We start from the raw sequence: 26,612 nt of genomic DNA on the forward strand, positions 1-26,612 counted from the left end.
TCGCAGGTAGGCGCGTTCCGGAGGGGGTGACGTGGGCGGCGGTCCGGAACTCCGCCCGGCTCCCACCCGCCGCGGTCCGGGCCTGCGGATCGCCCGACTGGTCACCGAGGTGACCGCGCCCGCGGTGCTGGTGTCCCTGCTGATCCTCACCGTGAGCTGGCACAGCGCGCGACGCCCTGGTCAGGGACTCGTCTGGGGCCTGCTCGGCACGCTCTTCGTCACCGGCATCCCGTTCGCCTACATCCTCGGCGGCGTACGCCGTGGTCGCCTCACCGACCATCACGTGGGCCGCCGGGAGCAGCGCCGGGCGCCACTGCTTGTCGGCATCGGCTCGGTAGCGGCAGGGCTCGCCCTGCTGGCCGTGCTCGGCGCGCCCCGCCCGGTGCTGGCGCTCGCGGTGGCCGGGCTGGTCGGCCTCGTGGTCTGCGTGTCGGTCAGCCACTGGTGGAAGGTGTCCATCCACTCGGCGGTGGCCGCCGGCACGCTCGTCATCCTGATCCTGACCTTCGGCGCCCGGCTGGTCGTCGCCGTACCCCTGGTGGCGTTCGTCGGTTGGTCCCGGGTGCGTCTGCGCGACCACACGGTGCCGCAGGTGGTCGCCGGCGGCGTGCTCGGCGCGCTGATCGCCGCCGTGGTCTTCGGCCCGCTGCGCTAGCGGACGCCGGGGTGGGCGACCCGCCGGGGTGGGCGGCGCGCCGGGGTGGGCGACCCGCCGGGGTGGGCGGCGCGCCGGGGTGGGTGACCCGCCGGGGTGGGTGACCCGCCGGGGTGGGTGACCCGCCGGGGTGGGTGACGCGTCACCCACCCCGGTGGACCGTCAGGCGCCGTCGTCGGCGAGACGGTGCCGGTTCGCCTCGATCCAGGCGTCCAGCGCCGCCGGGTCGTCCGGGTCGACGCCGTCGGCCATCAGCTGCGCAACGGCGGCGGTGGCCGGGCTGCGCCGCTCGCCCGTCGAGTAGAGGCGGGCGAACTCCGGCACCATCTCCTCGATCGCCTCGTCGACGCGGGTCGCCGCCGCCTCGGGGAGGCCGCGCTGGCGCGACGCGTACCGCGCCCAGGCCCGTAGCACCCGGGGCAGCATCGCCGCGTCGTCCATGTCCAGCACGGCCCGGCGGTGCACCCAGTCCAGCAGGAACAGCCCGGACACCGCGGGGCTCCAGCGCATCGGGTCGGCGTCCGGGAAGCTCGCCGAGTGGTCCAGCAGCAGGCTGAGGCAGAAGTGCAGCGAGGCCAACTCGGGGCCGTCGACGGTGTCCAGCCCGAAGCGGGCGGCCTCCGGCGCGGCGAGGAAACGCCGGACCAGGTCGGTGCGCTCGGTGGCGGACAGCGGCTCGACCTCCGCCGGGCCGGTCGGGGTGTTCGCCGTGGGCAGCAGCGCCAGTCGGGCGCCGACCAGCGCGCGGTCGGTGGCGAGCGAGCCCTCGCCCGGCAGCTCGCTCAGGTCGTCGGTGACCGCCAGGTGGCGGGCCACCTCACCGCGGAGCCGGGCCGGGTCCTCGGCGCGGAACCAGGTCAGCTCGTCGTCCGCGCACATCTGCCGGACCTGGTCCAGGATCCGTTCGGCCGGCCCGCCGACGAAGATGTCCTTGGTGATGCCGATGTTGTGGTCCACCAGGGCCACCAGCGCGTGCTCCGAGCCGCCGGCGGCGTCCTCGTAGGCGAAGGTCGCGAGGTAGGAGGTCTGGTCGCCGTACACGTCGCCGTACGCCCACGTGCCGGTGAGGCGCACCCGACCCAACTGGGCCGTCCAGGTGGGCGCCTGGCTGCCCGGTCGCACCCGCTCGGTGCCGTCGGCGGTCGGGACGAGCGCGGCGAAGACCTGTCGGATGGTGGTCGCCGACGCGACCCGGCGGCGGGCGGTGGCGGCGAGGAAACCGGTGACGAACTCGCGTACGGCGGTGTCGCGGTCGGTCTCCGCGATCGCGTAGACACTGCCCAGCAGCGCGCTGCCGAGCATCTCGGCGTCGAGGGCGGACTCCAGCTTGGTCACGTCGCGTGCGGCGTGCAGCACCGCGTCGTAGGGGGTCTGAGGCGTGGCCATGCTCCGACCCTACGCCGCCGCGGGCGTACGGAGAGCGGTAGCGAGCCGTGCGGTGCGTCAGCGGCGGGCGGCGTCCCGCAACGCGTCGCGCGCCTGCGCGTACGAGCCGAGGACGGCGCGCACCGGCGTCAGCACGTACTCCTCACCCACCTGGGAGACCCGGACCGTCAGCCGGTGCTCGGCCCGGGACCGGGCCCGTCGCGCGGCCCAGCGCACCACCGGCCGGGTGAGTGCCGCCGCCAGCAGCCCGGTCAGCAGGCCGCCGAGCAGCAGGACGGTGGGCAGCGGCACCTGACCCACCATCGGGTTCTCCAGCGCGGGCAGGCCGAGCGCCTGGAGCGCGTAGCCGAGCACCAACCAGCCCAGCCCGACCACGGCGGCCAGGGTGACCAGCCACTGCACCCCGCCGACGACCCGCCACCAGAGCGGTCGCCGGTCGAGGCCGAGGTCGGTGCCGGCGATCGTGCGGTCCAGCGCGTCCGGCAGATCAGTGAGGCGGGACCGGGCGGCCGAGGTCACCGCGCCGGCCCAGGCGGCGGGCAGGTCCGTGGCGGCCCGATCGGCCACCGCCCGGATGGCGAGGCCGAGAGCGGAGCGCTGGGCGGCCGTCGGGTCCGGCACCGAGGTGGCCGCGACCAGACTCTCCGCCGGATCGGCCGGGTCGCCGGCCGGACCGGGCAGGTGCAGCCGGCGCAGCGGGTCGGGGCGCAACCGACGCCAACCCCTGACCACGGGCCAACCCGTGGCCGAGCCGGCCCGGTGCCGGTACGCCTGTTCCACGGCGTCCGCCACGGCCGGTACCCCGGAGGCTCCGGCGAGCGCCCGGTTCAACCCGGCGACGGCGGCGTCGTCCGGCCCACCCGCCGGCCGGGTCGAGCCCATCAGCTCGTCCAGCCCGGCGACCACCGCGTCGACGTCACCGGCGAGCCGGCGCAGCGCGGCCTGCCGCTCGGCGACGGTACCTTCCAGGGCGCCGCGCAGCCCGACCATCCCGGCCGGGTCGAGGGCGGTGGTGGCGAGCAGCGGCACCCCGGTCAGGCCGTCCGAGTCGAGGAGCCGACGCAGGTCGTCCAGGACCCGGGGCACCTCGGCCGGGGGCAGCCGGTCGGACTGGTTGAGCACGACGAGCGTGACGTCCCGGTGCCGGTGGAACTCGCGCAGGTAGCTGTCGTGAATGACCCGGTCGGCGTACTTCTGCGGGTCGACGACCCAGACCACCTGGTCGACCAGGCCGAGCAGGCGGTCCACCTCGAGCCGGTGGGATCGCTGCACGGAGTCGAAGTCGGGCAGGTCGAGCAGGATCAGCCCGTGCAGCGGCGTCTCGTCGTCCCCGTCCAGGGCGCTCTCCCGGACGAAGCGGTGCCGGGGCAGCACGCCGATCCAGTCGAGCAGCCGGTTGGCCCCCTCCAGCGGCCCCCACACGCAGGCGTGGGTGACGCCGGTGGTGGGCCGGCGGACCCCGACCGGTGACAGCTCCAACTGGGCCAACGCGTTGAACAGGCTGGACTTGCCACTGCCGGTGGCCCCGGCCAGGGCGACCACAGTGTGGTCCCGGGACAGCGCGAGCCGGGTGCCGGCTCGCTCGACCAGCGTGTGCGCGGGCACCAGGTCGCCGTCCGGCAGCAGGCCGTCCACGGCGGTCAGGAACCGGCGTACCGCGTCCAGCCGCGCGATCAGCGCGTCGGCGTCGACCCGCTGGTCCCCCCGGAACGCCTCGCGCAGCCGGCCGGCGATGTTGCTCACCGGGCGCCCTCCTCGTCGGCGGCGAGGCCGCTGTGGTGCCGGGCCAGCTCGACCTGGTCGGCGGCCCGGCGCAGGCGGTCGCCGGCGTCCGCGGCGGGGCGGGCGTCCGCGGTGCGGCTCAAGAAGCGGTCGGCCTCCGCGCCGAGCAGCGTCCGCACCCGCTCCAGCAGGTCGGCACGGGCCTTGGCGGCGAGGGTACGCACCGCCTGGTCACCGAAGATCGCCTGGAGCACCGCCTGCGCGGCGACTGTGGTGCCGGCCCCGGTGGCCACCTCCAACCCGGTCGGGATGAACGCGGTGGAGGCGAAGACGGCGATCATCACGGCCAGCCCGGTGGCGTTGACCGCGTACGCGGCGGTGCGGGCGACGAACCGCTTGTCGCTGCCCTCGATCCGGACCAGCTCCAACACCCCGCGCTGCCAGTCCCGGACCAGGCGCTCGGCGCGGTCGGGGAAGTCGTCGCCCGGGTGGGCGAGGCTCGGGTCGAGCAGCCCGGCGCCGGCCGGGTTCGCCTTCCACGCCGTGTACGCCGACTCGGCCGCCTCCGAGGCCACCCCGCGCAGCAGGGTCACCAGCTGCGACTCGATGGCGTTGCGCAGCTCGGCGGCGGGCGCCGGCCGGCCGGTGACGGCGGCCACCAGGCGGTCCCGGAGGCGGCCGATCCGCGCCTCCAGGGTGCGGAACAGCTCACCGGTGCCGACGAACTCCTGCCAGCGGGCGAGCACCTCCCCGCGCAGCAGCCGGCCGTCCCGAAGCCCCTGCTCGACTGTGCGTTCGGCGCCCCGGTACGCGGCCCGGACCCGCTCGTCCAGCCCGTCGGCGGCGGCGACCTGCTCGTCGGCCGCCTCGGCCAGAGCCTCCACAGTGGGTCGGAGCGCGGCCAGCGCCCCGTCGAGCGTCTGGCGGACCACCGCCGCCCGCGCGTCCGCGTCGGCGGCCAGCCGGGCGAACCAGTCGGCGAGCGGCGCGGTCACCCCCTCGGGCAGCAACCCCTGACCGTCGACCCAGGTCTCCGGCAGCACGAACAGCGGCGCCTGGTCGAGGGCCTGCTCGGCGAGCATCTCGGTCAGGTGCGCGGCGATCTCGTCGGTGGCCTCGGCGGGCACCCGGTCCAGCACCATGGCGATCACCGCGCCGCGTGCGCGGGCGCTGCGCAGCAGTTCCCAGGGCACCGCGTCGGCATAGCGGGCGGCGGTGGTGACGAAGAGCCACAGGTCGGCGGCGGCCAGCAGTTGGGTGGCGAGAGCCCGGTTGGCGTCGACGACCGAGTCGATGTCGGGCGCGTCGAGGAAGGCCAGCCCGGGTGGCAGGGCCGGAGCGGTGACGAGGTGCAGGGACCGGGGGTCCTCACTCGGCTCGGTGGTGCGGGTCAGCCCGGGCAGCAGGTCGCCCTGCCGGAACCAGGTCGCGTCGGCCGGGTTGCAGACCAGCACCGGGGACCGGGTGGTGGGCCGGAGCACGCCGGCGGCGCTGACCCGGGCCTTGACCAGGCTGTTGACCAGCGTCGACTTGCCCGCGCCGGTGGAGCCGCCGACGACCACGAGCAGGGGGGCGTCCAGCCGGGCGAGCCGGGGCAGCAGGTAGTCGTCGAGCTGGTCGGTGAGCGCGGTGGCGGTCTGCCGGGCGGGATCGGCGGACGGCAGCGCGAGCGGGTACCGGGTCGCGCCGATCGCCTCCCGGAGGCCCGTCAGCGCGCCGGGGAGACTGTCGTCCCCGGTGGTGGCGGGGGGCTCCGGCACGGCGTCCGGTGGGCTGGTGCGGGCTGCGACGGCGGGCGCGCCGGAACGGGTGGCGGAATCGCCGTGCGTCGTCACCGCTAAAGCGTGCCCGACCGATGCAACAGAAGACAACCAGACGGTAATAACGGCTGGGTTGCGTCGGGTCGACTCAACCCGACTTGACGATTCGCCAACCCGTGGCACTATTGAGTCAAGTTCACTCAACTTGTGGTGGGGCCCGCTGCGGGCGGTGCTCGCCAGGCAGCCCACGGGCGACGCCCGTCACCTGCACAACCTTACGAAGCGAGGAAGCGAACATGGCACGTGCGGTCGGTATCGACCTCGGCACGACGAACTCCTGCGTCAGCGTTCTCGAGGGCGGTGAACCCACCGTCATCGCCAACGCTGAGGGGTCCCGGACGACTCCGTCGATCGTCGCGTTCGCCCGCAACGGCGAGGTGCTCGTCGGCGAGGTCGCCAAGCGTCAGGCAGTGACCAACCCGGACCGGACGATCCGGTCGGTCAAGCGCGAGGTCGGCACGAACTGGTCCGTCGACATCGACGGCAAGAAGTACACGCCGCAGGAGATCTCGGCCCGCACGCTGATGAAGCTCAAGCGGGACGCCGAGGCGTACCTGGGCGAGCAGATCGCCGACGCAGTGATCACCGTCCCGGCCTACTTCAACGACAGCCAGCGCCAGGCCACCAAGGAGGCCGGCGAGATCGCGGGCTTCAACGTGCTGCGGATCGTCAACGAGCCGACCGCTGCCGCCCTGGCGTACGGGCTGGACAAGGGCTCCAAGGAGCAGACCGTCCTGGTCTTCGACCTCGGTGGCGGCACCTTCGACGTGTCGCTGCTGGAGTTGGCCGAGGGTGTGATCGAGGTCAAGTCGACCAGTGGTGACAACAACCTCGGTGGCGACGACTGGGACCAGCGGATCATCGACCACCTGGTCAAGACGTTCCGTGGCGAGCACGGCATCGACCTCAGCCAGGACAAGATGGCCCTCCAGCGACTCCGTGAGGCCGCCGAGAAGGCCAAGATCGAGCTGTCCGCCGCCACCACCACCAACATCAACCTGCCGTACATCACCGCTGGCGCGGCCGGCCCGCTGCACCTCGACGTGACGCTGAGCCGGGCCGAGTTCCAGCGGATGACCCAGGACCTGCTGGACCGCTGCAAGGGCCCGTTCGAGCAGGCCGTGAAGGACGCCGGGATCAAGATCTCGGACGTCGAGCACGTCATCCTGGTCGGCGGCTCGACCCGGATGCCCGCCGTGACCGACCTGGTCAAGCAGCTCACCGGCCGGGACCCGAACAAGGGCGTCAACCCGGACGAGGTCGTCGCCGTCGGCGCCGCCCTCCAGGCCGGCGTGCTCAAGGGCGAGGTCAAGGACGTCCTGCTGCTCGACGTGACCCCGCTGAGCCTGGGCATCGAGACCAAGGGCGGCATCTTCACCAAGCTGATCGAGCGCAACACCACCATCCCGACCAAGCGCTCCGAGGTCTTCACCACCGCCGACGACAACCAGCCGTCGGTGCTGATCCAGGTCTTCCAGGGCGAGCGGGAGATCGCGGCCTACAACAAGAAGCTCGGCACGTTCGAGCTGACCGGCCTCCCGCCGGCCCCGCGCGGTGTGCCGCAGATCGAGGTCGCCTTCGACATCGACGCCAACGGCATCGTGAACGTGCACGCCAAGGACCTGGGCACCGGCAAGGAACAGAAGATGACGATCACCGGCGGCTCCTCGCTGCCGAAGGACGACATCGAGCGGATGCGCCGGGACGCCGAGGAGCACGCGGAGGAGGACAAGCGCCGCCGCGACGACGCGGAGACCCGCAACGTGGCCGAGGCGCTCCAGTGGCAGACCGAGAAGTTCCTCGCCGAGAGCGGCGACAAGCTGCCGAGCGAGAACCGGGACCAGCTCAACGAGGCGCTCGGCGAGCTGCGCGGCGCCCTCGGCGGTCAGGACATTGACAAGATCAAGTCCGCCCACGAGAAGCTGGCGCAGGTCTCCCAGCAGGCCGGTTCGCTGCTCTACGCGCAGCAGGCCGAGCAGGGTCAGCAGCCCGGTGGCGAGGCCGGCCCGGGCGCGACCGGCGCGACCGGCGCGACCGGTCCGCAGGCCGGCGGCGCCGACGACGTGGTCGACGCCGAGATCGTGGACGAGGACGGCAAGAAGTGACTTTCGGCCTCCGGCACGTGTCCACGGCGAAGGGGATGAGGTAACCGCATGACGCAGAAGCCACGAGCCGCCGACCCGGGCGAAACCGGGTCGACGCCGGGTGGCTCCGCGCCCACGGAGCCGACCGTCGGTGACGGGGAGCGGGTCGTCATCCGCAACAACCGCAAGCTCCTCGACACCTCGGAGCCGGAGGGCACCGCCGCCGACGCGGAGACCGGCGTGCCGGCCGAGGGGCTGGTCGAGGACGCCGAGGTGGTCGTCGACGAGATCGAGGTCGAGGTCAACTCGACCGACGGGCCGGAGCCGTCCGGTCCGGCGGTGGTGGACGCCCCGGCGCAGCCGGCGGACGGCGCAGCCTCGGCCACCTCACTCGGTGCCGAGCTGGAGGCGCTCCGCGCCGAGCTGGACGAGCGGACCAGGGACGTGCAGCGGGTGTCGGCGGAGTACGCCAACTACCGCAAGCGGGTCGACCGGGACCGCAGCCTGGTGCAGGAGCAGGCGACCGGCTCGGTGCTGGCGGCGCTGCTGCCGATCCTCGACGACCTGGACCGGGCCCGGGAACACGGGGACCTGGTCGGGCCGTTCGGAACGGTGGCGGACCAGCTCACCAGCGCGCTGGGCAAGTTCGGCCTGAACGCCTTCGGCGAGCAGGGCGATCCGTTCGATCCGACCCGGCACGAGGCGGTCGCGCACCAGACCTCGGCCGAGGTCAGCGAGCCGACCTGCGTGCAGGTCATGCGGCGCGGCTACCAGCTCGGTGAGCGGCTGCTGCGCCCCGCGCTGGTCGCGGTCGCGGATCCGGAATAGTGCGAAGCAGTGACCGGGTCGTCCCGCCCACCGCCCGGTGGGCGGGACGACCTGGCCACCAGGGTCGGAAGGAGGTGGACCGGTGAGTTCGAAGGACTGGATCGAGAAGGACTTCTACGCCGTGCTCGGCGTGGACAAGGCCGCCTCCGCGGACGACATCAAGAAGGCCTACCGGAAGATCGCCCGGGAGTCACACCCGGACCACAACCCGGGTGACTCGAAGGCCGAGGAGCGGTTCAAGGCCGCCTCCGAGGCACACCACGTGCTCTCGGACAGCAACCGCCGTCGCGAGTACGACGAGATGCGCTCGCTGTTCGGGTCCGGCGCGTTCCGGCGCAACGCCCGGGGCGGCGGCCAGCCGGGCGGCATGCCGTTCGACGTGTCCGACATGTTCGGCGGCGGGGGCGGTGACCGCCGATTCGGTGGCGCCGGCTTCCAGGACCTGTTCAGCTCCATCTTCAGCGGCGGTCAGGCCGGTGGGCCGGCCGCCCCACGCGGCCCGGCCCGGGGCCGGGACGTGGAGACCGAGGTCGCGCTCGACTTCGGCGACGCGGTACGCGGGGTGACACTGCCTCTCACCCTGCGCGCACCGGGGGTCTGCGACACCTGCCACGGCAACGGGGCGAAGCCCGGCACCCAGCCGCGCACCTGCCCGGTCTGCCACGGCGCCGGCGTGACGAACCGTAACCAGGGGTCGTTCAGCTTCTCCGAGCCGTGCCGCAACTGCCAGGGCGTCGGCACCGTGGTCGAGGAGAAGTGCCCCGAGTGCCACGGCAGCGGCGGGGTCACCAAGACCCGCACCATGAACGTACGCTTCCCCGCCGGTGTGGCCGACGGCCAGCGCATCCGGCTGGCCGGACGGGGTGAGCCGGGCGAGCGCGGCGGTCCGGCCGGTGATCTCTTCGTACACGTCAAGGTCCGACCGGACGAGCTGTTCGGGCGTACCGGAGACGACCTGACGCTGACCGTGCCGGTCACCTTCGCGGAGGCCGTGCTCGGCACGGACCTGCGGGTGCCCACGCTCGACGGCGCGGTGACCCTCCGGGTCCCGCCGGGGACGCCGAGCGGGCGCGTGCTGCGGGCCCGGGGCAAGGGTGTGGCCCGCCGGGAGGGTCAGGTCGGTGACCTGCTGGTCACGTTGGACGTGGTGGTGCCGGCCCGGTTGTCGGACGAGGCGCGGGCGGCGCTGGAGGCGTTCGCCGAGCAGAGTCCGCCGGCGGCCCGGGAACATCTCGACGCGCGGGTGCGTCGGGTCAGCTAGTCCGGTGGAATGACGCGGAGGTGAGCGGGATGTCGGGCGAGTTCCTTGGTTCGGGTGACCCTGCCTACGAGGCCAAGGTGCTGATGATCTCTGTTGCCGCCCGGATGGCGGGGATGCATCCACAGACCCTGCGACAGTACGACCGGCTGGGGCTGGTGCAGCCCGGCCGGGCCGCGGGTGGTGGGCGTCGGTACAGCGTCCGGGACGTGGTGCTGCTGCGCGAGGTGCAGCGGCTCAGTCAGGACGACGGGATCAACCTGGCCGGCGTCAAGCGGATCATCGGACTGGAGCGGTTGCTGGAGCAGGCGCAGCAGCGGGTGGCACGGCTGGAGGCGGAGCTTGACGCCGCGTACCGCCGGGTGGCCGAGTTGGAGTCGCTGGCCCGCTTCCCGGGTCGCGACCTGGTGCCGACCAACCGCACCTCCACCGCGCTCGTGGTGTGGCGACCACGTCGTACCCCCGACCGCTGACCCGCTGCTCGGTTCTTCGGCCCGGCCCGTGCTCCGGTTTTCCGGCGCGGGCCGGGCCGCTTCCGTTAACCTGTCGATAAGGGTTCAACCGGCTTAATTCGGACCTACCGGCATGGCGAGGGGGAGCGATGGCGGAGCCGGCGAAGAAGGTCGCCCAGCAGACAGAGGAACGGTTGGAGAACCTGGCCGACACCATTCGCGCCAAGTTCGACAAGGTCACCAAGGGAACCTTCCGGGACCGGATCAAGGAGGGTCGGTTCGCCGAGCGGACCGATCAGACCCCGACCCGGGAGCGCGACTGACCGGTGACCGACGTGCGGGCCGGGACCCACGGGGGGTCCCGGCCCGTTCGCCGTCCCGCCGCGCTCCCCGCGCGCTCCCCGGCGCGCTCCCCCGCGCGCTCCCCGCGCGCTCCCCGCGCGCTCCCCGGCGCGCTCCCCGCGTCGATCTTGCAGTTTGGGATGACGAAATGTCCCGCTTAGCACGTTATGTCGGTGCAGGAAGTGCAAGATCGGCGATGACGAGAGCAGGAAGTGGGGGCGGTTTCGGTCAGCCGAGGCGGCGGTTCTCGCGGACCAGGCCGCCCTCGCACCAGTCCCGGTAGACGAAGAGGTCCGGTCGGGCCAACAGCACCCGGCCGTTGTGCGCCCAGACCTTCATCAGCTCGTCGCCCTCACGCTCGGCCTGCTCCACGAGCTTGCGGAATCGGCGCTTGGGGTGGGCGCGGAAGTTCGTCCGGATGCCGTCCGCCGCGTAGATGTAGAGACAGTGCAGCGCGAAGCGCCGGGCCGGGCAGGTCGGGTCCATCGCCAACGCGAACAGGGTCAGCACCAGTCGGTCGCCGGAGACCAGCAGGTCCCAGTCGGGAGGCATCGACGCCAACGGCACCGAATCCGGCTTGTACGCCCAAGCTCGCAACTCCGCCGGAGTCGGATCGACGGGGTTGGCGAAGCCGTGGAACGTCGACTCCTGCACGCTCACCGGCCAACCTTCCGCTTGCGCCCGCGCTGGCACTGGCTGCCCTGCGGACCGTGGCTGCTGGGGCGAAACGGTAACCCGCCGCCGGGTGCTGCGGTAGTCCCCGTGCGGCGCAATTCAGCAACCGTTGGTCGGGCCGACGCGGTTCAGTCGTGGACCGGAATCGGCGCCGGTCGCTGGGCGGCCGCGCGGCTGCGCAGCCACCGCTTGAACCACGGGAAGTCCGGCAGCCGCGCCAGAATCGGCCCGGTCACCACCGTGATCAGGACGTATGTCGCGGCCAGCGCCGCCAACCGCGGCTCGACACTGCCGGCGGCGACCGCGAGCCCGGCGATGACGATGGAGAACTCACCCCGGGGTACGAGCGCCAGGCCGGCCCGCCACCGGCCAGGCTCCGCGATGCCGACCCGCCGCGCCGCGAGATAGCCGGTGAGGGTCTTCGTCCCCATGGTGACCACCGCCAACGCGAGCGCCGGCAACAGCACCGGTGGGATGTCCGACGGGTCGGTGGTCAGGCCGAAGAACACGAAGAACACGGCCGCGAACAGGTCCCGCAGTGGGGAGAGCAGTTCGGTCGCGTGGTGCGCGACCGGGCCGGAGAGTGCGATGCCGACCAGGAACGCGCCGACCGCCGCCGACACCTGGAGCGACGCCGCGATGCCGGCGATCAGCAGGGTCAGACCGAGTACACCGAGCAGCAGCGCCTCCGGGTCCTTCGCCGACAGGGCGGACGAGATGAGGTGGCCGTACCGGATGGCGACGACCAGCACGATCAGCACCGTGGCCACCGCGACGGAGAGCGCGATGCCGCCGCCGAGCAGGCCGGTGCCGGCCAGCACTGCGGTGACCAGCGGCAGGTAGAGGGCCATCGCCAGGTCCTCGATGACCAGCACCGACAGGATCACCGGGGTTTCCCGGTTACCGAGCCGGCCCAGGTCGGCGAGGACCTTGGCGATCACTCCGGACGAGGAGACCCAGGTGATGCCGCCGAGCACCAGGGCGGCGACCCAGTCCCAGCCGAGCAGCAGGGCGAACCCCGCGCCGGGCAGCGCGTTGAGGACGCCGTCGATCAGCCCCGCCGGTGCCGCCGAGCGGAGGTTGCCGACCAGTTCGTTGGCGGAGTATTCCAGGCCCAGCATCACCAGCAGCAGGATGACACCGATCTCGGCGCCGACCGCGAAGAACTCCTCGCTGGCGTCCAGCGGCAGCAGCCCGCCGTGCCCGAACGCGAGCCCGGCGAGCAGGTAGAGGGGAATGGGAGAGAGACCGAAGCGTCGGCTGAGTCGACTCAGCAGCCCGAGCAGCAGGAGGAGCGCACCGACCTCGATGAGCAGCGTGGTGAAATCGTGCATCCGCCTCAGCCGTCCGGGTCACTGTCGGCGAGGATGGCGGACACGCCGTCGAGACCCCGTCGGGTCCCGACGACCACCACCACGTCGCCGGCTGCGAAGCGGAAGGAGGGGAGGGGTGAGACGATCACTTCGCCTTCGCGCAGCACCGCCACGATGGAGGCGCTGGTGCGGGTACGCGCCTTGGTGTCGGCCAGCCTCCGGTTGACGTATCGGGACCCGGCCGGGATGGCGATCTGCTCGGTGAGCAGACCGGCGGCCTGTTCCCGGAGCCCGGAGAGCTGACCGAGCATCAGCGACGCCCCGAGGATGTCGGCGAGCGCCTCGGCCTCGTCGTCGGTCAGCGGGATGTCCGCCTGGCACGAATCCGGATCGTCGGGATCGTAGAAGACGAGATCACGGCGACCGTTGCGGTGGGAGACGACACCGAGGCGGCGTCCGGACTCCGTCACCAGATCGTGACGTACCCCGATCCCGGGTAGGGCGGTCTGCTCGACACGTACTCGCACGCGCCAAGGCTACCGCTTCGTTAACAACCGGCAGATGTGGAGCGACCGCCACGACTGGGGGTCGGCCACGTAGGTGTCCGTGCCCTGGTGGTCCTCGATCAGCCTTTCGGCTCGGGGGATCAGCGCCGCCGAGCGGATCGGCTCGGCCGCCACGCCCCGTTCAGCCCGGCTTGATCGACTCGGTTTCCGTGGAAGTCGGGCCATCCCGGCTTGGGGAAAGGCCCGACTTCCGGGAAGCCGAGTCGATCAAGCGCCGGGTCAGGTGAGGCTGGCAAAGAAGGCGCGGATGTCGCTCACCAGCACGTCGGTGGCCTGGTGCGCGGCGTAGTGACCGCCGTCGGCGCCGCCTGCGCCGCGCCCGTCCGCGCCGCGCCCGCCTGCGCCGCGCCCGTCCGCGCCGTCGGCGTCCGTTCCGTACGCGGTCCAGCGGACGATGTTCGCGTGGTCCCGGTCGGCGAAGCGCCGGATGGACTGGAAGTCGCCGGGGAGCATCGCCAGCGCGGTCGGTACGGTGGTCGGCTCGGTGGGTGGCTGCTCGGCATGCGCGTCCTCCCAGTAGAGCCGGATCGCTGACGCGGCGGTGCCGGTGAACCAGTAGAGCGCCACGTTCGCCAGGACGAACTCGGCGTCCAGGCTCTCGTCGAAGAGTTGCGCGTGCCAGGCGAGCAGTCCCACCGGCGAGTCGGCCAGCCCGAAGGCCAGGGTCTGCGGCTGCTGGCTGTGCACCTGGTTGAAGGAGAACTTGTTTTCGTAGAACCACTGGAGGTGGGCGAGCGCCGCCTGGTCCGCCTCGGAGAGCCCGGCGAACTCGGCCGGGTCGCCGGAGGGGAACGAGAAGAGTTGGGTGACGTGGACGCCCCGGACGTGTTCGCCGTCGATCCGCCCCAACTCCGGCGAGATCATCGAACCGGCGTCGTTGCCGACAGCGCCGTAGCTGTCGTACCCCAGTCGGTTCATCAGCTCGGCCCAGGCGCGGGCGATGCGGAACCGGTTCCAGCCGGCGCTGCGGGTCGGCCCGGAGAAGCCGAAGCCGGGCAGCGACGGGATGACCAGGTGGAAGGCCGGCGCGTCCGGGTCGGTCGGCTCGGTGAGCGGACCGATCACGTCGAGGTATTCCAGCACCGACCCGGGCCAGCCGTGGGTGAGCACCAGTGCGGTGGCGTCCGACCGGGAGGACCGGACGTGCAGGAAGTGGATGCGCCCGCCGTCGATCTCGGTGACGAACTGTGGGTGGGCGTTCAGCCGGGCCTCGACCGACCGCCAGTCGAACCCGTCGCGCCAGTGCTTGGCGAGGGTGCGGACCCGGTCGGCGCTGATCCCGTAGTCGTCGCCGGCGCCGGGCAGTTCGGCGGGCCAGCCGGTGCGGTCCAGCCGTGCGGCCAGGTCGTCGAGGGCGGTCTGCGGGATCTCGACGCGGAACGGACTGATGGCGGCGTCGGCCATGATGGCTCCTCAAGCTGGAACGGAATGCTTCGCTCTGTTGCGACAATAGCAGACCGGAATGGTCCGTTCCGCTGTTAGGATGGACCCATGCCGAGTTCTTCCCACAGGACAGCCGCGCCGCTGGCCGGCCGCCGCGCCCAGGCCGCCCGCAACGACGGCGTCATCCTCGACGCCGCCCGCGCGGTCTTCCTGGATGACCCGAAGGCGCCGATCGCCGCCGTCGCCGACCGCGCGGGCGTCGGCATCAGCGCGCTCTATCGGCGGTACGCGGGCAAGGAGGACCTGCTGCGCCAGCTCTGCCACGACGGGCTGCGCCGGTACGTCGCCGAGGCCGAGGAGGCCCTCGCCGAGCCGGACGACTGGACCGCCTTCACCACCTTCCTGGCCCGGGTGGTCGACGCCGACGTGCACTCGCTCACCGTGCACCTGGCCGGCACCTTCACCCCGACCGAGGAGATGGGGCGGGACGCGCGCCGCGCCGGGGAGCTGGCTACCGCCCTGTTCGACCGGGCGCGGGCCAGTGGGCGACTGCGCCCCGATGCCGTCGTACCGGATCTGGGGTTGCTGTTGGAGGCGTGCGCCGCGGTGCGCGTACCCGATCCGGAGCGCACCCGGGAACTGCGCCGCCGGCAGCTCGCGGTGTTGCTGGCCGGGCTGTCGACGGCGTCGGACGCGGACCCGCTGCCCGGCCCGCCGCCGGCGGCCGGGGAGTTCGACTGGCGGTGGCGGCGCTCGGAGTGATGGGCGTCACGCGGTAGAGTTGAGCGGAATACGCTCAACTCTGGTTGTGTCCAATCCAGTGGACAACGCCGATCCGGGGGAGCCCATGAACACCGAGAGACTCACCACCAAGAGCCGCGAGACCATCACCGGCGCCGTCGCGCTGGCCAACCAGCGTGGCCACGCCACAGTCGAGCCCTGGCACCTGCTGCTGTCACTGCTGGACACCGACGGCTCGACCGCCACCGGTCTGCTGCGCGCCGTCGGGGCCGACCCGACCGAGCTGCGCCAGGCCGCCCAGCGCGCCGTCGACGCCCTCCCCGCCGCGCGGGGCTCCAGCATCGCCGAGCCGACACTGGCCCGGGAGTTCGTCAACGCCATCGGCGCCGCCGAGCAGATCGCGCGACCGCTGGGCGACGAGTACACCTCCACCGAGCACCTGCTCGCCGGCCTGGCCCGGGTGGGCGGCGCGGTCTCCGGCGCGCTGAAGGCGGTTGGCGCCACCGAGGAGGCCCTGGTCGCGGCCTTCCCGACGGTGCGCGGTGGGGACCGGCGGGTCACCACCGCCGACCCCGAGCAGACCTACCAGGCGCTGAAGAAGTACGGCATCGACCTGACCGCCAGCGCGCGGGACGGCAAGATCGACCCGGTCATCGGTCGGGACTCGGAGATCCGTCGCGTCATCCAGGTGCTCTCCCGGCGTACCAAGAACAACCCGGTGCTGATCGGCGAGCCCGGCGTCGGCAAGACGGCGATCGTCGAGGGCCTGGCCCAGCGGATCGTCACCGGCGACGTGCCCGAGTCACTGCGCGACAAGAAGCTCATCTCGCTGGACCTCGGCGCGATGGTCGCCGGGGCGCAGTACCGGGGCCAGTTCGAGGAGCGGCTGAAGTCCGTCCTGGAGGAGATCAAGAACTCCAACGGGCAGGTCATCACCTTCCTCGACGAGCTGCACACGGTGGTCGGCGCGGGCAAGGGCGAGGGCTCGATGGACGCCGGCAACATGCTCAAGCCGATGCTGGCCCGTGGCGAGCTGCGGATGGTCGGCGCGACCACGCTCGACGAGTACCGCGAGCACATCGAGAAGGACCCGGCGCTGGAGCGGCGGTTCCAGCCGGTGCTCGTCGGTGAGCCGACGATCGAGGACACCATCGGCATCCTGCGTGGGCTCAAGGAGCGCTACGAGGTGCACCACGGCGTACGGATCACCGACGCCGCGCTGGTCGCCGCCGCGGCACTGTCGGACCGCTACATCACCGACCGCTTCCTGCCGGACAAGGCGATCGACCTGGTCGACGAGTCCGCGTCCCGGCTGCGAATGGAGATCGACTCCCGTCCGGTCGAGGTCGACGAGATCGAGCGGGCGGTCCGCCGGCTGGAGATCGAGGAGATGGCGCTGGCCAAGGAGCCGGACGCCGCGTCGGTCGAGCGGTTGGAGCGGCTCCGTAAGGAGTTGGCCGACAAGCGCGAGCAGCTCACAGTGCTCTCCGAGCGCTGGCAGACCGAGAAGAGCCACATCACCAAGCTCTCCACCGCCAAGGAGGAGCTGGAACGCCTCGGTGGCGAGGCCGAGCGGGCCGAGCGGGACGGTGAGCTGGAGCGCGCCGCCGAGCTGCGCTACGGCCGGATTCCCGCCCTCAAGGTCGAGCTTCAGCAGGCCGAGGAGGAGCTGGCCCAGCTCCAGGCCGACGGCGCGATGCTCAAGGAGGAGGTCGGCGCCGACGACATCGCCGCGGTGGTCGCCTCCTGGACCGGCATCCCCGCCGGTCGTCTCCTTGAGGGTGAGACGGCCAAGCTGCTGCGGATGGAGGAGTCGCTGGGCGGCCGGGTGGTCGGCCAGGGCGAGGCGGTCGGTGCGGTCGCCGACGCGGTACGCCGGGCCCGAGCCGGTATCGCCGACCCGGACCGCCCGACCGGCAGCTTCCTCTTCCTCGGCCCGACCGGTGTCGGCAAGACCGAGCTGGCCAAGGCCCTCGCCGAATTCCTCTTCGACGACGAGCGGGCGATGGTCCGCATCGACATGAGCGAGTACGGCGAGAAGCACTCGGTCGCCCGGCTGGTCGGTGCGCCCCCCGGCTACGTCGGCTACGACGAGGGCGGTCAGCTCACCGAGGCGGTGCGCCGTCGGCCGTACTCGGTGGTGCTGCTGGACGAGGTGGAGAAGGCCCACCCGGACGTCTTCGACGTGCTGCTCCAGGTGCTGGACGACGGCCGGCTCACCGACGGTCAGGGCCGTACCGTCGACTTCCGCAACGCGATCCTGATCCTCACGTCCAACCTCGGCTCGTCGGTGATCGGTGACCTGACGCTCGCCGACGAGCAGCGCCGTGAGGGCGTCCTGGCCGTGGTCCGGTCGCACTTCAAGCCGGAGTTCCTCAACCGGCTGGACGACATCGTGGTCTTCGCCTCGCTGCGGGGTGACGACCTGCGCTCCATCGTCGACATCCAGCTCGACCGGATGCGGAACCGTCTTGCGGACCGCCGGCTGGCGCTGGACGTCACCGAGTCCGCCCGGGACTGGTTGGCCGAGCACGGCTACGACCCGATCTACGGTGCCCGCCCGCTGCGCCGCCTGGTGCAGACCGCGATCGGCGACCAGTTGGCCAAGGCCCTGCTGGCCGGAAACATCCGCGACGGCGAAACGGTAAAGGTAGACCGCGAGTCCGACACCCTAACGGTCCAAACCGCCTAACCCCACCCCACCCCACCCGGTCCGCACCGACACCCGCACGCGTTGATCATGAAGTTATGGCCCGGCCGCGCGGCTTGGGGTCAAGGGGTGAGTGCAATCGTTAGGCGGCGATGAGGTGGTCTAGGCGTTCGGCTGGGGTTGCCCAGTCGAGTGTTTGGCGGGGGCGGGTGTTCAGTTCGTGGGCGATCTCGTCGAGGCCGCTCTGGTTGATGCTGCGGAAGTCGTAGCTGCCTTTGGGGAAGTACTGGCGTAGCAGGCCGTTGGTGTTCTCGTTGCTGCCGCGTTGCCAGGGGCTGTGGGGGTCGCAGAAGTAGACCGGGCAGCCGGTGGCGACGGTGAAGACCGCGTGGGCGGCCATCTCGCTGCCTTGGTCCCAGGTCAGTGAGCGGCGTAGGTGCGTCGGTAGTCGGGCGGTGAGGTCGGTGAGCACGCCGATGACGGCTTCGGTGTCACGCCCGTGCGGCAGCGCGCCGAGCATCACGTAGCGGGTGGCGCGTTCGACCAGTGTCACGATCGCCGAGCGGCCGCCCTTGCCGATGACCAGATCACCTTCCCAGTGACCCGGCACGGCCCGGTCGGTGGCCTCGGCGGGCCGGTTACTGATGTGCAGGTCCCCGATCCAGGGGCGGCGGCCCCGATCCGCTGCCGCCAGCCGCGACTGGGCACGCCGGTCGGCGCGTCCCGAGCGCAGAGCGACCTGCCGAGTCAACTCCTCCCGCAGGCTGCCCCGCGACTGAACGTAGATCGCCTGGTAGATCGTCTCGTGAGACACCTGCAACTCCGGCCGGTCAGCGAACATGGCCCGCAGCCACGCGGCGATCTGCGTCGGAGACCACCTACGCGCCAGTCTGCCCCGCACCACCTGCCGCAGCCGCGTCCCGGCCCCCAACTTCGTCGCCTTCGGCCGACGCCGCGCCGCGTCAGCACGCCGCTGCGCCCACTGCGCCTGATACCCCCACCGATACGGCGCCCGAGCCCGCCCCGACGGCAACGACCGCCCCAACGGGTTCTTCGTCCCATGCCGGGCACTGTGATACCGGCCCACCTCCCGCGAGACCGTGCTCACCGACACCCCGAGCACACCCGCGATCTGCGAAATCGTCCGCCCTGCCCCCCACAGATGCTCCAACACCTGCCGATGCCCAAACGTCACCACACCCGGCCTCGCCACCAGCACCCCCAGCCCAACCAAGATCAGTTGCACTGAAGCCTAGAAACCACCCGGCGTGTCGTGGCAATAACTTCATGATCAACAGGGTCGGGGCCGGGTGGGCGGGGAAAAGGTGGAGGCATGTTTGGTTTCGAAAGAAGGCAGTGGGAGCGGGATCTCGCCACCGCCGTCGACGAGGTGCGGACGGCTGACACCCTCGCCTTCGGCGGGGTCGGCATCGCGGGTTCGGTACTGCCCGTGACGCAGGCGTACGAGCGGATCTCCGCAGCGCTCGACGAGCACCCGGACGAGGTTCGCAGACACCTCGACCGGGTGCTGGCCGACGGCACCCCGGCCGGCCGGGCGTACGCGGCCACCCTGCTGGAGCGCGTCGACCCGGAGGCGGCCCGGGCGGCCTGGACGTCGCTGCGCGACGACCCGGGCGAGCTGACCACCTTCGTCGGCTGCGTCATGGACCGGGAAACCCTCGGCAACTACGCCAGCCAGCGCCTCGCCGCTGCCTGAGTCGTCCCCGGCGGCGTCGGTGGCTGAGCTGTCGGTCACGGTACGGGTCCCGCAGGCGCCGGAGGTTGTTACCGTTCGCGCCGACGAACCTGGGGAGGTGGTCGGTGGACGCGCTGGTGGCGGTGCTTGCCGTACTCGCGTTGGTCGTGCTCCTGACCGTCGTCGTGCGGGCCCGGCGGCGGGCGATGGTCCGGCCGGGCGGCGTGCCGCCCGCCACGGAGGTGCTGCGCGCGGGCCTGCGCCGCCTGGCCCCGGCTGACCGCGTGCGGATCCGCGAGCGGGAGTACGCGGTGCGCGCCACCATCCGACTGGTCGAGGGGGACTGGAGCTGGGTGCAGCACCTGCTCGACGACGACTCCGGCGCGCAGTACCGGCTCTCCGTCGAGGACGGCCCGGAGCTGGAGTTGGTGCTGTGGACCCCCGAACCGACAGCGACAGTCACCCCCGGCGCCCCGACCATCGACAGCGGCGGGCGGCGCTACACCTGGGTGGAGAGCGGGCAGGCACGCTACACCGCCACCGGGGAGACCGAGCTGCCCCCGGCCGGCACCATGCGCTATCACGACTACGAGGCCGGCGGCGGCGCGCGGCTCTCGTTCGAGGCGTACGGCGAGGACGGTTGGCGGATCGCCGGCGGCGACCTGCTCGACCCCGCCGACGTGGCGATCCGCGTGACGCCCGACGCGTCCTGAGGACCCGCCGGGCGCGCCGGGCCTGCCACGGCATGCCGAACTGGCTGGTTGTCGATACGGTGTGGGCGCGATCTTAGGGAAGGAGAATCGTGGTCGATTCCCAGAGCACGCCGGCCCGTCAGCGGCCATCCATTGTGTCGATTTCCAGCTATCTGCTCTTCCTGTTCCTGGCGTGCCAGGTGATCAGTCTGATCATCACGCTCAGCACCATCGGTAAGACCCGGGACGCCCTGCGTGACGCGTACGCGAACAGCACCATCGAGAACGCCGACCAGGTGGCGGACGTCTTCGTCGCCGTCGGCATCGGCAGCGCCATCCTGCTGGTGCTGCTCGCGGTCGTGCTGGCGGTGCTGGCCCTCTTCAACAACCAGGGCCGTAACGGTGCCCGCATCACCACCTGGATCATCGGCGGAATCATGGTCTGCTGCACGGGTGGTGGCCTGCTCAGCAGCGCGGCCGGCGGCCTGGCCACCGGTGGGAACACCGGCGGCGACGGGCCGAGCGCGGAGGAGATCCAGCGCCGGATGGAGGAGGCCCTGCCCTCCTGGGCCACCCCGGTCAGCCTGCTGCTCGGCGTGGTCAGCCTGATCGCGCTGGTCACGGCGCTGATCCTGCTGGCGCTGCCCAAGGCCAACCCGTTCTTCCGCAAGCAGGCGGCGGTCTGGGAGCCGCCGACCCCGGGAGCCAGCTACCCGGGGCAGGCTCCCGGCCAGCCGGGCTACCCGCAGGCGTCCGGTGAGCCGGGGTACCCGTCGAGCGGCGAGCCGGGCTACCCCCCGCCGCCGGCAGCGGGCCGGCCGGACGACACGCCGCCCACGGACCGACCCGGGTCGACCCCGCCGTCGACGAGTTGACAGCTCGATAACCACGACGCCGACGATCCCTCCGAGTAGGTTGCAACCCGACGCCTACCGGAGGGATTCGTCGTGTCGTACCCCCAACCGGCACCGCCCCGCCGGCCCGCCGTGGTGCTGTCGGCCGCGGTCGTGTTGCTGGTGATGGCTGTCGGCGCGCTCGCGTACACCGTCATCGACCTGGTGGTGCTGCGCGGCACGATCGACGCCTTCCGCTCCGCGGCCCGCGACACCTCGGCGGGCCAGCAGGAGATCGACGACGTGGTGACCCTGCTCCGCGCGTCCGCGCTGTTGTCGGCGGTGGTGGCGGCGCTGTCCGCGCCGGTGCTCGCCGGCCTCGCCCTCGGACTGCTGGCCGGTCGCAACGGCGTCCGGGTGGCCACCTGGGTGGTGAGCGGGCTCGGCCTGCTCGCCGGTTGTTGCAGTGTCGCGGTGCTCGTCGGCGAACGGGCCGCGCCCCTGCGGCTGGGCGCCGACGAGCGGGCGCTCGCCGAGTTGCTGGGCCTCGTCGGCGACGCCTACCCCTCCTGGTGGATCCCGCTCAACGCCGGGCTTTCCGTCGCGCAGGGGCTCGGTTACCTTGTAGTAGCTTCGCTGCTGGCCCTGCCCGCGGCGAACATCTGGTTCGGTCGCCGCCACTCGACCGCGCCGCCCGTACCGCCCACGTTCACGTCCGCACCGCACCAGCCGATGTCCCCGTACCCGCCCAGGTAAGGATCGCCAGTGCCGCTCGACCCCGCGACTGCCGAGCGTCGCGCTCTGATCACCGGGGCCACCGCCGGAATCGGGGCCGCGTTCACCCGCCGGCTGGCCGCCGACGGTTGGCATCTGGTGCTGGTCGCCCGGGACGCGACGCGGCTGTCCGACCTGGCCGCCGAACTGGGTTCCGCGTACGGCAACGAGGTCGAGACAATTCCGGCGGATCTGTCCACGGACGACGGCTGTGCCCTCGTCGAGCGACGGCTCACCGCCGGCAGTCCGGTGCGGCTGCTGGTCAACAATGCGGGGATCAGCCTGAACAAACCGTTCCTCCGCTCCACGGCCGAGGATGAGGCGCGCCTGCTGCGTCTCAACGTGCACGCGGTCATGCGACTGACCCTGGCGGCGCTGCGACCCATGACCGAACGGCGGAATGGGGCAGTGATAAATGTCTCTTCCGTAGCCGGTTTCGGAACGGTGATGCCCGGCTCGACCTACTCGGCCAGCAAGGCCTGGGTCACGAACTTCAGCGAGTCCGTGGGGCAATCCGTACGACCTCTCGGTGTTCGGGTGATGGCTCTCTGTCCCGGCTACACCCGCACGGAATTCCACCAGCGAGCCGGCATCAACATGACCAAGACGCCGGAGTGGCTGTGGCTGCGGGCCGAGGATGTGGTCGATGAAGCCCTGCGTGACCTGCGCAAAGGCAAGATGGTCAGCGTTCCGGCGTGGAAGTACAAGGTGGCTGTTGCCGGCCTGCGGCACACGCCACGGTGGCTGCTCCAGGCGGTCGCGCGAGACACCCGCGGTCGCATCGGTCGCGACGAACACTGACCGCCGAACGGCTCGCCGGTCGCCCCGCTCGGTATGACAACGTTGGCGCGCCGCTGTCCTGCCGGTCGCGCAGCGTAGTCGAACATAGTCAACCATCGGTCCCTCCCGAGGCTGATCAGGGTGGACCCCGCACGCGGCGTCCAGACTTGCGCAGTAACCTCTATCGCCATGGGGGACCACGACGACCTGCGTAAATTCATTACCGACCTGGCCGTGGTCCACGGACGGGTCGTGCTCTCGTCGGGGCGTGAGGCGGACTGGTACGTGGATCTGCGCCGCGTCACGCTCCATCACCAGGCCGCTCCACTCGTCGGCCGGGTGCTGCTCGACCTCACCGCCGACTGGGAGTACGACGCTGTCGGCGGCCTCACCCTGGGCGCGGACCCTGTCGCGCTCGCGATGCTGCACGCCGCCGCGCCGAACGGCCGAGCCCTGGACGCCTTCGTGGTGCGCAAGGAGGGCAAGGCCCACGGTCTGCAGCGGCGGATCGAGGGACCGGAGGTGGCCGGCCGGCGGGTGCTGGCGGTGGAGGACACGTCGACGACCGGCGGAAGCGTTCTGACCGCTGTCGAGGCGCTCCGTGAGGCCGGAGCGGAAGTCGTGGGCGTCGTGGTTATTGTTGATCGAGGCGCCGGCGACGCGGTGCGAGCCGCCGGATTGCCGTACCGGGCGGCCTATACGTTGGCTGACCTCGGCCTTGTGGCGTAAAAGTCTGCCGATTCGGATCTGCTGATATGCAGGCGGATCGATGCTGCTGGTGGAAGGATGGAATACGTGGGAACTGCGTTGGCCGAAATGACTATGCCTCAGATCTCGCCGCTAAACGGCGAGCCGATCGAACGTGCCGATGCCGAGCGCCTCGCCGGGGTCCTCAAGGCCCTTGCTGATCCTGCTCGGTTGCGGCTGCTCAGCCTGATCCAGTCGGCCCCCGAGGGCGAGGCGTGCGTCTGTGACCTGACCGCGCCGCTCGGCCTCTCCCAGCCGACGGTCAGTCACCACCTGCGCATCCTCACCGAGGCTGGCTTGTTGCAGCGGGAGAAGCGCGGTGTCTGGGCGTACTACAGCCTCGTTCCGAGTGCGATCGCGACGATCGCCGACCTGCTGACCCCGCCGCGCAAGCGAGCCACCAAGAAGGCTCGCTGACGTAGGCGGTACACGCCGTCCCGCGCCGGGGCGGTGTCCGATGGCGAACCAGGGGTGGCGCCATCGGTGGGTGACACCTGTGCTCGTCCCCGGTCGCACCACCGGAGGCCGGGTCCGACATGCCGACGGCCGACCCCCGTTCCAGGGGGCCGGCCGTCGTCGTAGCTGTCAGCGGTCCTGCCCGTGCTCCGGGCGCGCGTGGCCGCCGTGCTGGTGCCGGTCGTGGTCGAACGCCTCGCGGGCCGCCTCCACGGCGCCAGCGGCACTGGCTGCCGCGACCACCGCCACCGCCTCGCCGCGCTTGCGGGCCCGCCGGTCGCGGAGGAACTCGAAGAAGATCGGCAGCACCGAGATCACGATGATCAGGGCGACCACCGGCAGGATGTAGTGGTCGATCTTGTCGCCGATGGCCTGGTAGATCTGCTCGGCCAGCAGGTAGCCGATCAGCAGGATGCCGTCCACCCAGAGCAACGCGCCGACGATGTTCCAGAGCAGGAACTTGCGGGCCGGCATGCCGAGCGCGCCGGCGACCGGGTTGAGGAACGTCCGGACGATCGGAATGAAGCGCGCCAACACCACGGCCTTCGCCGGGCCGAACTTCTGGAAGTAGTACTCGGCCTTCTCCACGTACTCCTTCTTGAAGAGCCGGGAGTTCGGCCGCTCGAACATCGGACGGCCGTACCGCGCGCCGAGCCAGTGCCCCAGCTGGGCGCCGACGATCGCGCAGATCGGCCCGCCGATCAGCAGGCCGGCGAGCGAGAGGCGGGTGCCGTCGCCGAAGATCGCGTCAGCCACCGGCGACGAGGCGACCCCGGCGAGGAACAGCAGCGAGTCACCGGGGAAGAAGAAGCCCACCAGCAGACCGGTCTCGGCGAAGAGGATCACCCACACGCCGATCAACCCGAAGGTCTGCAACAACTCCTTGGGGTCGAGCGGGTTCAGGGCGACGCTCTCCACGAGAGCGCGAGTCGTCTCAGCTGTGTCCACGGCCACAAAGGGTACCGAAGCCCAGGTGCCGCACCACGCCGGACCGGCCCCCACCACTCCCCGGCGCAGCGGGGGTGAAAGGACGGCGCCCCGCCGACCGGACGGTCGACGGGGCACCGGTGGTGCGGGTGGGTCAGGCGACGAAGCGGGTTCGGCGACGCCTGGCCACCAGGTAGCCGCCGACGCCCGCGGCGAGCAGCAGCGCGCCGAGGCCGGCGATCAGGCCGGTGGACTGACCGGTGATCGGCAGGGCGCCACCGTCACCGCCGCCGCCCTGGCCTCCATCCCCGCCGCTGTTCACCAGGATCTGCGCGGTGTCGTTGGCCGGGTTCAGGTCCTTGATCTCGGTCTCCTCGCGCCCGGTTCGCAGCGTGACCTCGCCGGCCTGCTCGCCGGCCTTGTCGATCCGCACCTGGAACGCGTAGTCGACCTTGTCGCCCTTCTTGCTCGAGCCGTCCACGTAGCAGTAGTAGACCCGCGCGCCGGGCTTGCCCGGCTCCCACTCGTCGTCCTCGGAGTCGAAGCAGTTCTCCGGAGCGCGGACGGCGGTCACGCCGTTCGGCAGCGTGACAGTGGTGCCGATCCAGGGGGACTCGCCGCCACCCGTGTTGACGGCCGCCGGCCCGTTGTTGACGTAGCCAACCGTGAGCGCGACGGTGGTGCCGACGTCACCGGTCACCGTCGCGCCGCGCGCTACCACGTCGGCCCGCTGGTTGCCGGTCACCCGAAGGTCGATCCAGGTCGAGTTGTCTATCGGGTTGACGTCGGTCTGCCCGGAGCGCCGCGCGTCGACGACCGGCTCGAGCTTCAACTCACCCTCGGTGCCGGTCGGCCCGAGCTTGGCCGGGAGTTCGGCCTCGGACCTGTACTCGTCCCAGTCGGCGGGTGTGAACCAGGTGGAGAACCCGCCGAAGGTGTTCGGCGCCCAGGTGTCGGCGGGCACGGTGAACCCGAAGCTGTCGTCGAGGCGGAAGCTGCTGTTCGTGCCGATGGTGGTGTCGAAGCGGCAAACGAACGCGAAGTCGTGCGGCGTGCCCTCGGTGTACTCGCAGTTCTCGTAGCGCTTCGACGGCTGAAGACCGTCCGCGCCGACGACGTAGAGAACCGCGTCCTCCGCTGGGACCTCGCCCCGGTTCGTCACCCGGAGCGGGGCCTTCAGCGTCGCGCCGGGCGTGCCCTTGAGCTCCAGGGACTCGTTGGTGGTGAGGTCGACGCCCTCGCCGACTTCGACCGTCGAGCTGTAGGACACGGATCCGGACTTGCCGTTCGGCGTCACCGTGAAAGTCAGCTCGCCCCTCTGGTCGGGCTTGGCGTCGGCCTTCGCGCGAACGAGGAGCGAGACGAAATTCAGGTACGTGCCGTCGTCGTCCCGGTCCTCGACCTTGCAGGTCAGGATCGCACCGGCCTCGGTGCAGTCGTCCCCGGTGTTCTCGACGTCGGCGAAATCGTCGATCTTGCTCCGGTCCACCTTGACCGAGTAGTCGCCGGGCTGCCGCTCGGTGGTGAGCGAGAAGAGGTTGACCCACTTCTCGGTGCCGCCGGGAGCGACGATCACGCTGTTGGCGTACAGGTCGAGATTCTCCGCCCGTGGGGCGGGGGCCGCCGGTGCGGCGAAGGTAGGGGTGGCGGAGGCGGCGACGAACGCGCCTGCGACGCCCAGTCCGGCCAGCCAGCGCCGGGTGGAGTGCTTGAGCATGGGGTTCCCTCGTGTCGGGGGACGGAAGGTGAAGCCAGCGGATCTTAAGAAACAGCTAAGGTTCCCGCCGCCCGTCCCGGCCGGCGAGCTCGCATTGTGGCCGAACGGTTGATCA

Annotated in this window: 25 protein-coding genes; 15 read left to right on the forward strand and 10 right to left on the reverse strand. The window is 71.6% G+C overall.

Features of this window, described 5'->3' with window-relative positions; all coding sequences use genetic code 11:
• Positions 1-31: 31 nt before the first annotated feature.
• A complete protein-coding gene (locus tag O7634_RS09805; RefSeq protein WP_278149817.1) occupies positions 32-655 on the forward strand; it encodes a phosphatase PAP2 family protein in 624 nt (207 codons plus the stop codon).
• Positions 656-817: 162 nt separating this feature from the next.
• On the opposite strand, the gene O7634_RS09810 is transcribed toward O7634_RS09805, so the two are convergent.
• From O7634_RS09810 to O7634_RS09820, 3 genes are read right to left on the reverse strand one after another with little or no spacing between them, the layout of a single operon-like run.
• Positions 818-2,041, reverse strand: coding sequence for a hypothetical protein (locus O7634_RS09810; RefSeq protein WP_278149818.1), 1,224 nt, complete (start codon positions 2,039-2,041; stop codon positions 818-820).
• A 57-nt stretch (positions 2,042-2,098) separates the two neighbouring features.
• Entirely contained in the window at positions 2,099-3,784 is a 1,686-nt protein-coding gene (locus O7634_RS09815; RefSeq protein ID WP_278149819.1) for a GTPase, read from the reverse strand.
• Entirely contained in the window at positions 3,781-5,598 is a 1,818-nt protein-coding gene (locus O7634_RS09820) for an ABC transporter (protein ID WP_278149820.1), read from the reverse strand. The genes O7634_RS09815 and O7634_RS09820 overlap by 4 nt, the downstream gene beginning before the upstream one ends.
• A 221-nt stretch (positions 5,599-5,819) precedes the next feature.
• Here O7634_RS09820 and dnaK point away from each other — a divergent pair, with 221 nt between their 5' ends.
• The 5 genes from dnaK (at position 5,820) to O7634_RS09845 (ending at position 10,528) form a co-directional block, all read left to right on the forward strand.
• Positions 5,820-7,688 (forward strand): molecular chaperone DnaK, encoded by a 1,869-nt coding sequence (gene dnaK / locus O7634_RS09825; protein WP_278149821.1) that lies wholly within the window; start codon positions 5,820-5,822, stop codon positions 7,686-7,688.
• 48 nt (positions 7,689-7,736) lie between these two features.
• A complete protein-coding gene (gene grpE / locus O7634_RS09830) occupies positions 7,737-8,495 on the forward strand; it encodes a nucleotide exchange factor GrpE (protein ID WP_278149822.1) in 759 nt (252 codons plus the stop codon).
• 82 nt (positions 8,496-8,577) lie between these two features.
• Positions 8,578-9,756, forward strand: a complete 1,179-nt coding sequence (dnaJ, locus tag O7634_RS09835; protein ID WP_278149823.1) for a molecular chaperone DnaJ — start codon at positions 8,578-8,580, stop codon at positions 9,754-9,756.
• A 29-nt stretch (positions 9,757-9,785) separates the two neighbouring features.
• On the forward strand, positions 9,786-10,226 hold the full coding sequence (locus O7634_RS09840; RefSeq protein WP_030332087.1) for a helix-turn-helix transcriptional regulator: 441 nt from the start codon (positions 9,786-9,788) through the stop codon (positions 10,224-10,226).
• 128 nt (positions 10,227-10,354) lie between these two features.
• Positions 10,355-10,528, forward strand: coding sequence for a hypothetical protein (locus O7634_RS09845; protein WP_278149824.1), 174 nt, complete (start codon positions 10,355-10,357; stop codon positions 10,526-10,528).
• 247 nt (positions 10,529-10,775) lie between these two features.
• Here the strand turns inward: O7634_RS09845 and O7634_RS09850 are convergent, their stop codons facing one another.
• From O7634_RS09850 to O7634_RS09865, 4 genes are all read right to left on the reverse strand, one after another.
• A complete protein-coding gene (locus O7634_RS09850; RefSeq protein WP_278149825.1) occupies positions 10,776-11,207 on the reverse strand; it encodes a hypothetical protein in 432 nt (143 codons plus the stop codon).
• A 143-nt stretch (positions 11,208-11,350) separates the two neighbouring features.
• Positions 11,351-12,556: a cation:proton antiporter gene (locus O7634_RS09855; protein ID WP_278149826.1), complete on the reverse strand. Its 1,206-nt coding sequence runs from the start codon at positions 12,554-12,556 to the stop codon at positions 11,351-11,353.
• 5 nt (positions 12,557-12,561) lie between these two features.
• Positions 12,562-13,062 carry a TrkA C-terminal domain-containing protein gene (locus O7634_RS09860; protein ID WP_278149827.1) on the reverse strand — a complete coding sequence of 167 codons (501 nt, stop codon included), beginning with the start codon at positions 13,060-13,062 and terminating at the stop codon, positions 12,562-12,564.
• A 258-nt stretch (positions 13,063-13,320) separates the two neighbouring features.
• Entirely contained in the window at positions 13,321-14,505 is a 1,185-nt protein-coding gene (locus O7634_RS09865) for an epoxide hydrolase (protein ID WP_278149828.1), read from the reverse strand.
• A gap of 87 nt (positions 14,506-14,592) precedes the next feature.
• On the opposite strand from O7634_RS09865, the gene O7634_RS09870 reads away from it, so the two are divergent.
• Both O7634_RS09870 and clpB read left to right on the forward strand, forming a co-directional pair.
• A complete protein-coding gene (locus O7634_RS09870; protein WP_278149829.1) occupies positions 14,593-15,246 on the forward strand; it encodes a TetR/AcrR family transcriptional regulator in 654 nt (217 codons plus the stop codon).
• An 85-nt stretch (positions 15,247-15,331) separates the two neighbouring features.
• Positions 15,332-17,917, forward strand: coding sequence for an ATP-dependent chaperone ClpB (gene clpB / locus O7634_RS09875; RefSeq protein WP_278149831.1), 2,586 nt, complete (start codon positions 15,332-15,334; stop codon positions 17,915-17,917).
• A gap of 100 nt (positions 17,918-18,017) precedes the next feature.
• Here clpB and O7634_RS09880 read toward each other — a convergent pair whose 3' ends face one another.
• Complete coding sequence (locus O7634_RS09880; protein WP_347404239.1) at positions 18,018-19,121, reverse strand: IS30 family transposase; 1,104 nt, start codon at positions 19,119-19,121, stop codon at positions 18,018-18,020.
• Between the two features lie 87 nt (positions 19,122-19,208).
• Here O7634_RS09880 and O7634_RS09885 point away from each other — a divergent pair, with 87 nt between their 5' ends.
• The 7 genes from O7634_RS09885 to O7634_RS09915 all read left to right on the forward strand — a co-directional run bounded on the left by O7634_RS09885 (position 19,209) and on the right by O7634_RS09915 (position 23,814).
• Positions 19,209-19,592: a hypothetical protein gene (locus O7634_RS09885; protein WP_278149832.1), complete on the forward strand. Its 384-nt coding sequence runs from the start codon at positions 19,209-19,211 to the stop codon at positions 19,590-19,592.
• A 104-nt stretch (positions 19,593-19,696) separates the two neighbouring features.
• Positions 19,697-20,284 carry a DUF4178 domain-containing protein gene (locus O7634_RS09890; protein ID WP_278149833.1) on the forward strand — a complete coding sequence of 196 codons (588 nt, stop codon included), beginning with the start codon at positions 19,697-19,699 and terminating at the stop codon, positions 20,282-20,284.
• A gap of 89 nt (positions 20,285-20,373) precedes the next feature.
• Positions 20,374-21,138: a hypothetical protein gene (locus O7634_RS09895; protein ID WP_278149834.1), complete on the forward strand. Its 765-nt coding sequence runs from the start codon at positions 20,374-20,376 to the stop codon at positions 21,136-21,138.
• A 72-nt stretch (positions 21,139-21,210) separates the two neighbouring features.
• Positions 21,211-21,852: a hypothetical protein gene (locus O7634_RS09900; protein WP_278149835.1), complete on the forward strand. Its 642-nt coding sequence runs from the start codon at positions 21,211-21,213 to the stop codon at positions 21,850-21,852.
• 9 nt (positions 21,853-21,861) lie between these two features.
• The gene (locus tag O7634_RS09905) at positions 21,862-22,671 is read left to right on the forward strand and encodes an SDR family oxidoreductase (RefSeq protein ID WP_278149836.1); all 810 of its coding nucleotides are present in this window, start codon (positions 21,862-21,864) and stop codon (positions 22,669-22,671) included.
• Between the two features lie 168 nt (positions 22,672-22,839).
• Positions 22,840-23,379, forward strand: coding sequence for an orotate phosphoribosyltransferase (gene pyrE / locus O7634_RS09910; RefSeq protein ID WP_278149837.1), 540 nt, complete (start codon positions 22,840-22,842; stop codon positions 23,377-23,379).
• A gap of 57 nt (positions 23,380-23,436) precedes the next feature.
• Entirely contained in the window at positions 23,437-23,814 is a 378-nt protein-coding gene (locus tag O7634_RS09915) for a metalloregulator ArsR/SmtB family transcription factor (RefSeq protein WP_030332125.1), read from the forward strand.
• A 168-nt stretch (positions 23,815-23,982) separates the two neighbouring features.
• Here the strand turns inward: O7634_RS09915 and O7634_RS09920 are convergent, their stop codons facing one another.
• The gene (locus O7634_RS09920) at positions 23,983-24,807 is read right to left on the reverse strand and encodes a DedA family protein (RefSeq protein WP_278149838.1); all 825 of its coding nucleotides are present in this window, start codon (positions 24,805-24,807) and stop codon (positions 23,983-23,985) included.
• 127 nt (positions 24,808-24,934) lie between these two features.
• Complete coding sequence (locus O7634_RS09925) at positions 24,935-26,497, reverse strand: LPXTG cell wall anchor domain-containing protein (protein WP_278149839.1); 1,563 nt, start codon at positions 26,495-26,497, stop codon at positions 24,935-24,937.
• Positions 26,498-26,612: the final 115 nt, after the last annotated feature.

Origin of the sequence: Micromonospora sp. WMMD1120, assembly GCF_029626235.1 — a bacterium.
In the GTDB taxonomy this organism is placed as follows: Bacteria; Actinomycetota; Actinomycetes; order Mycobacteriales; family Micromonosporaceae; genus Micromonospora.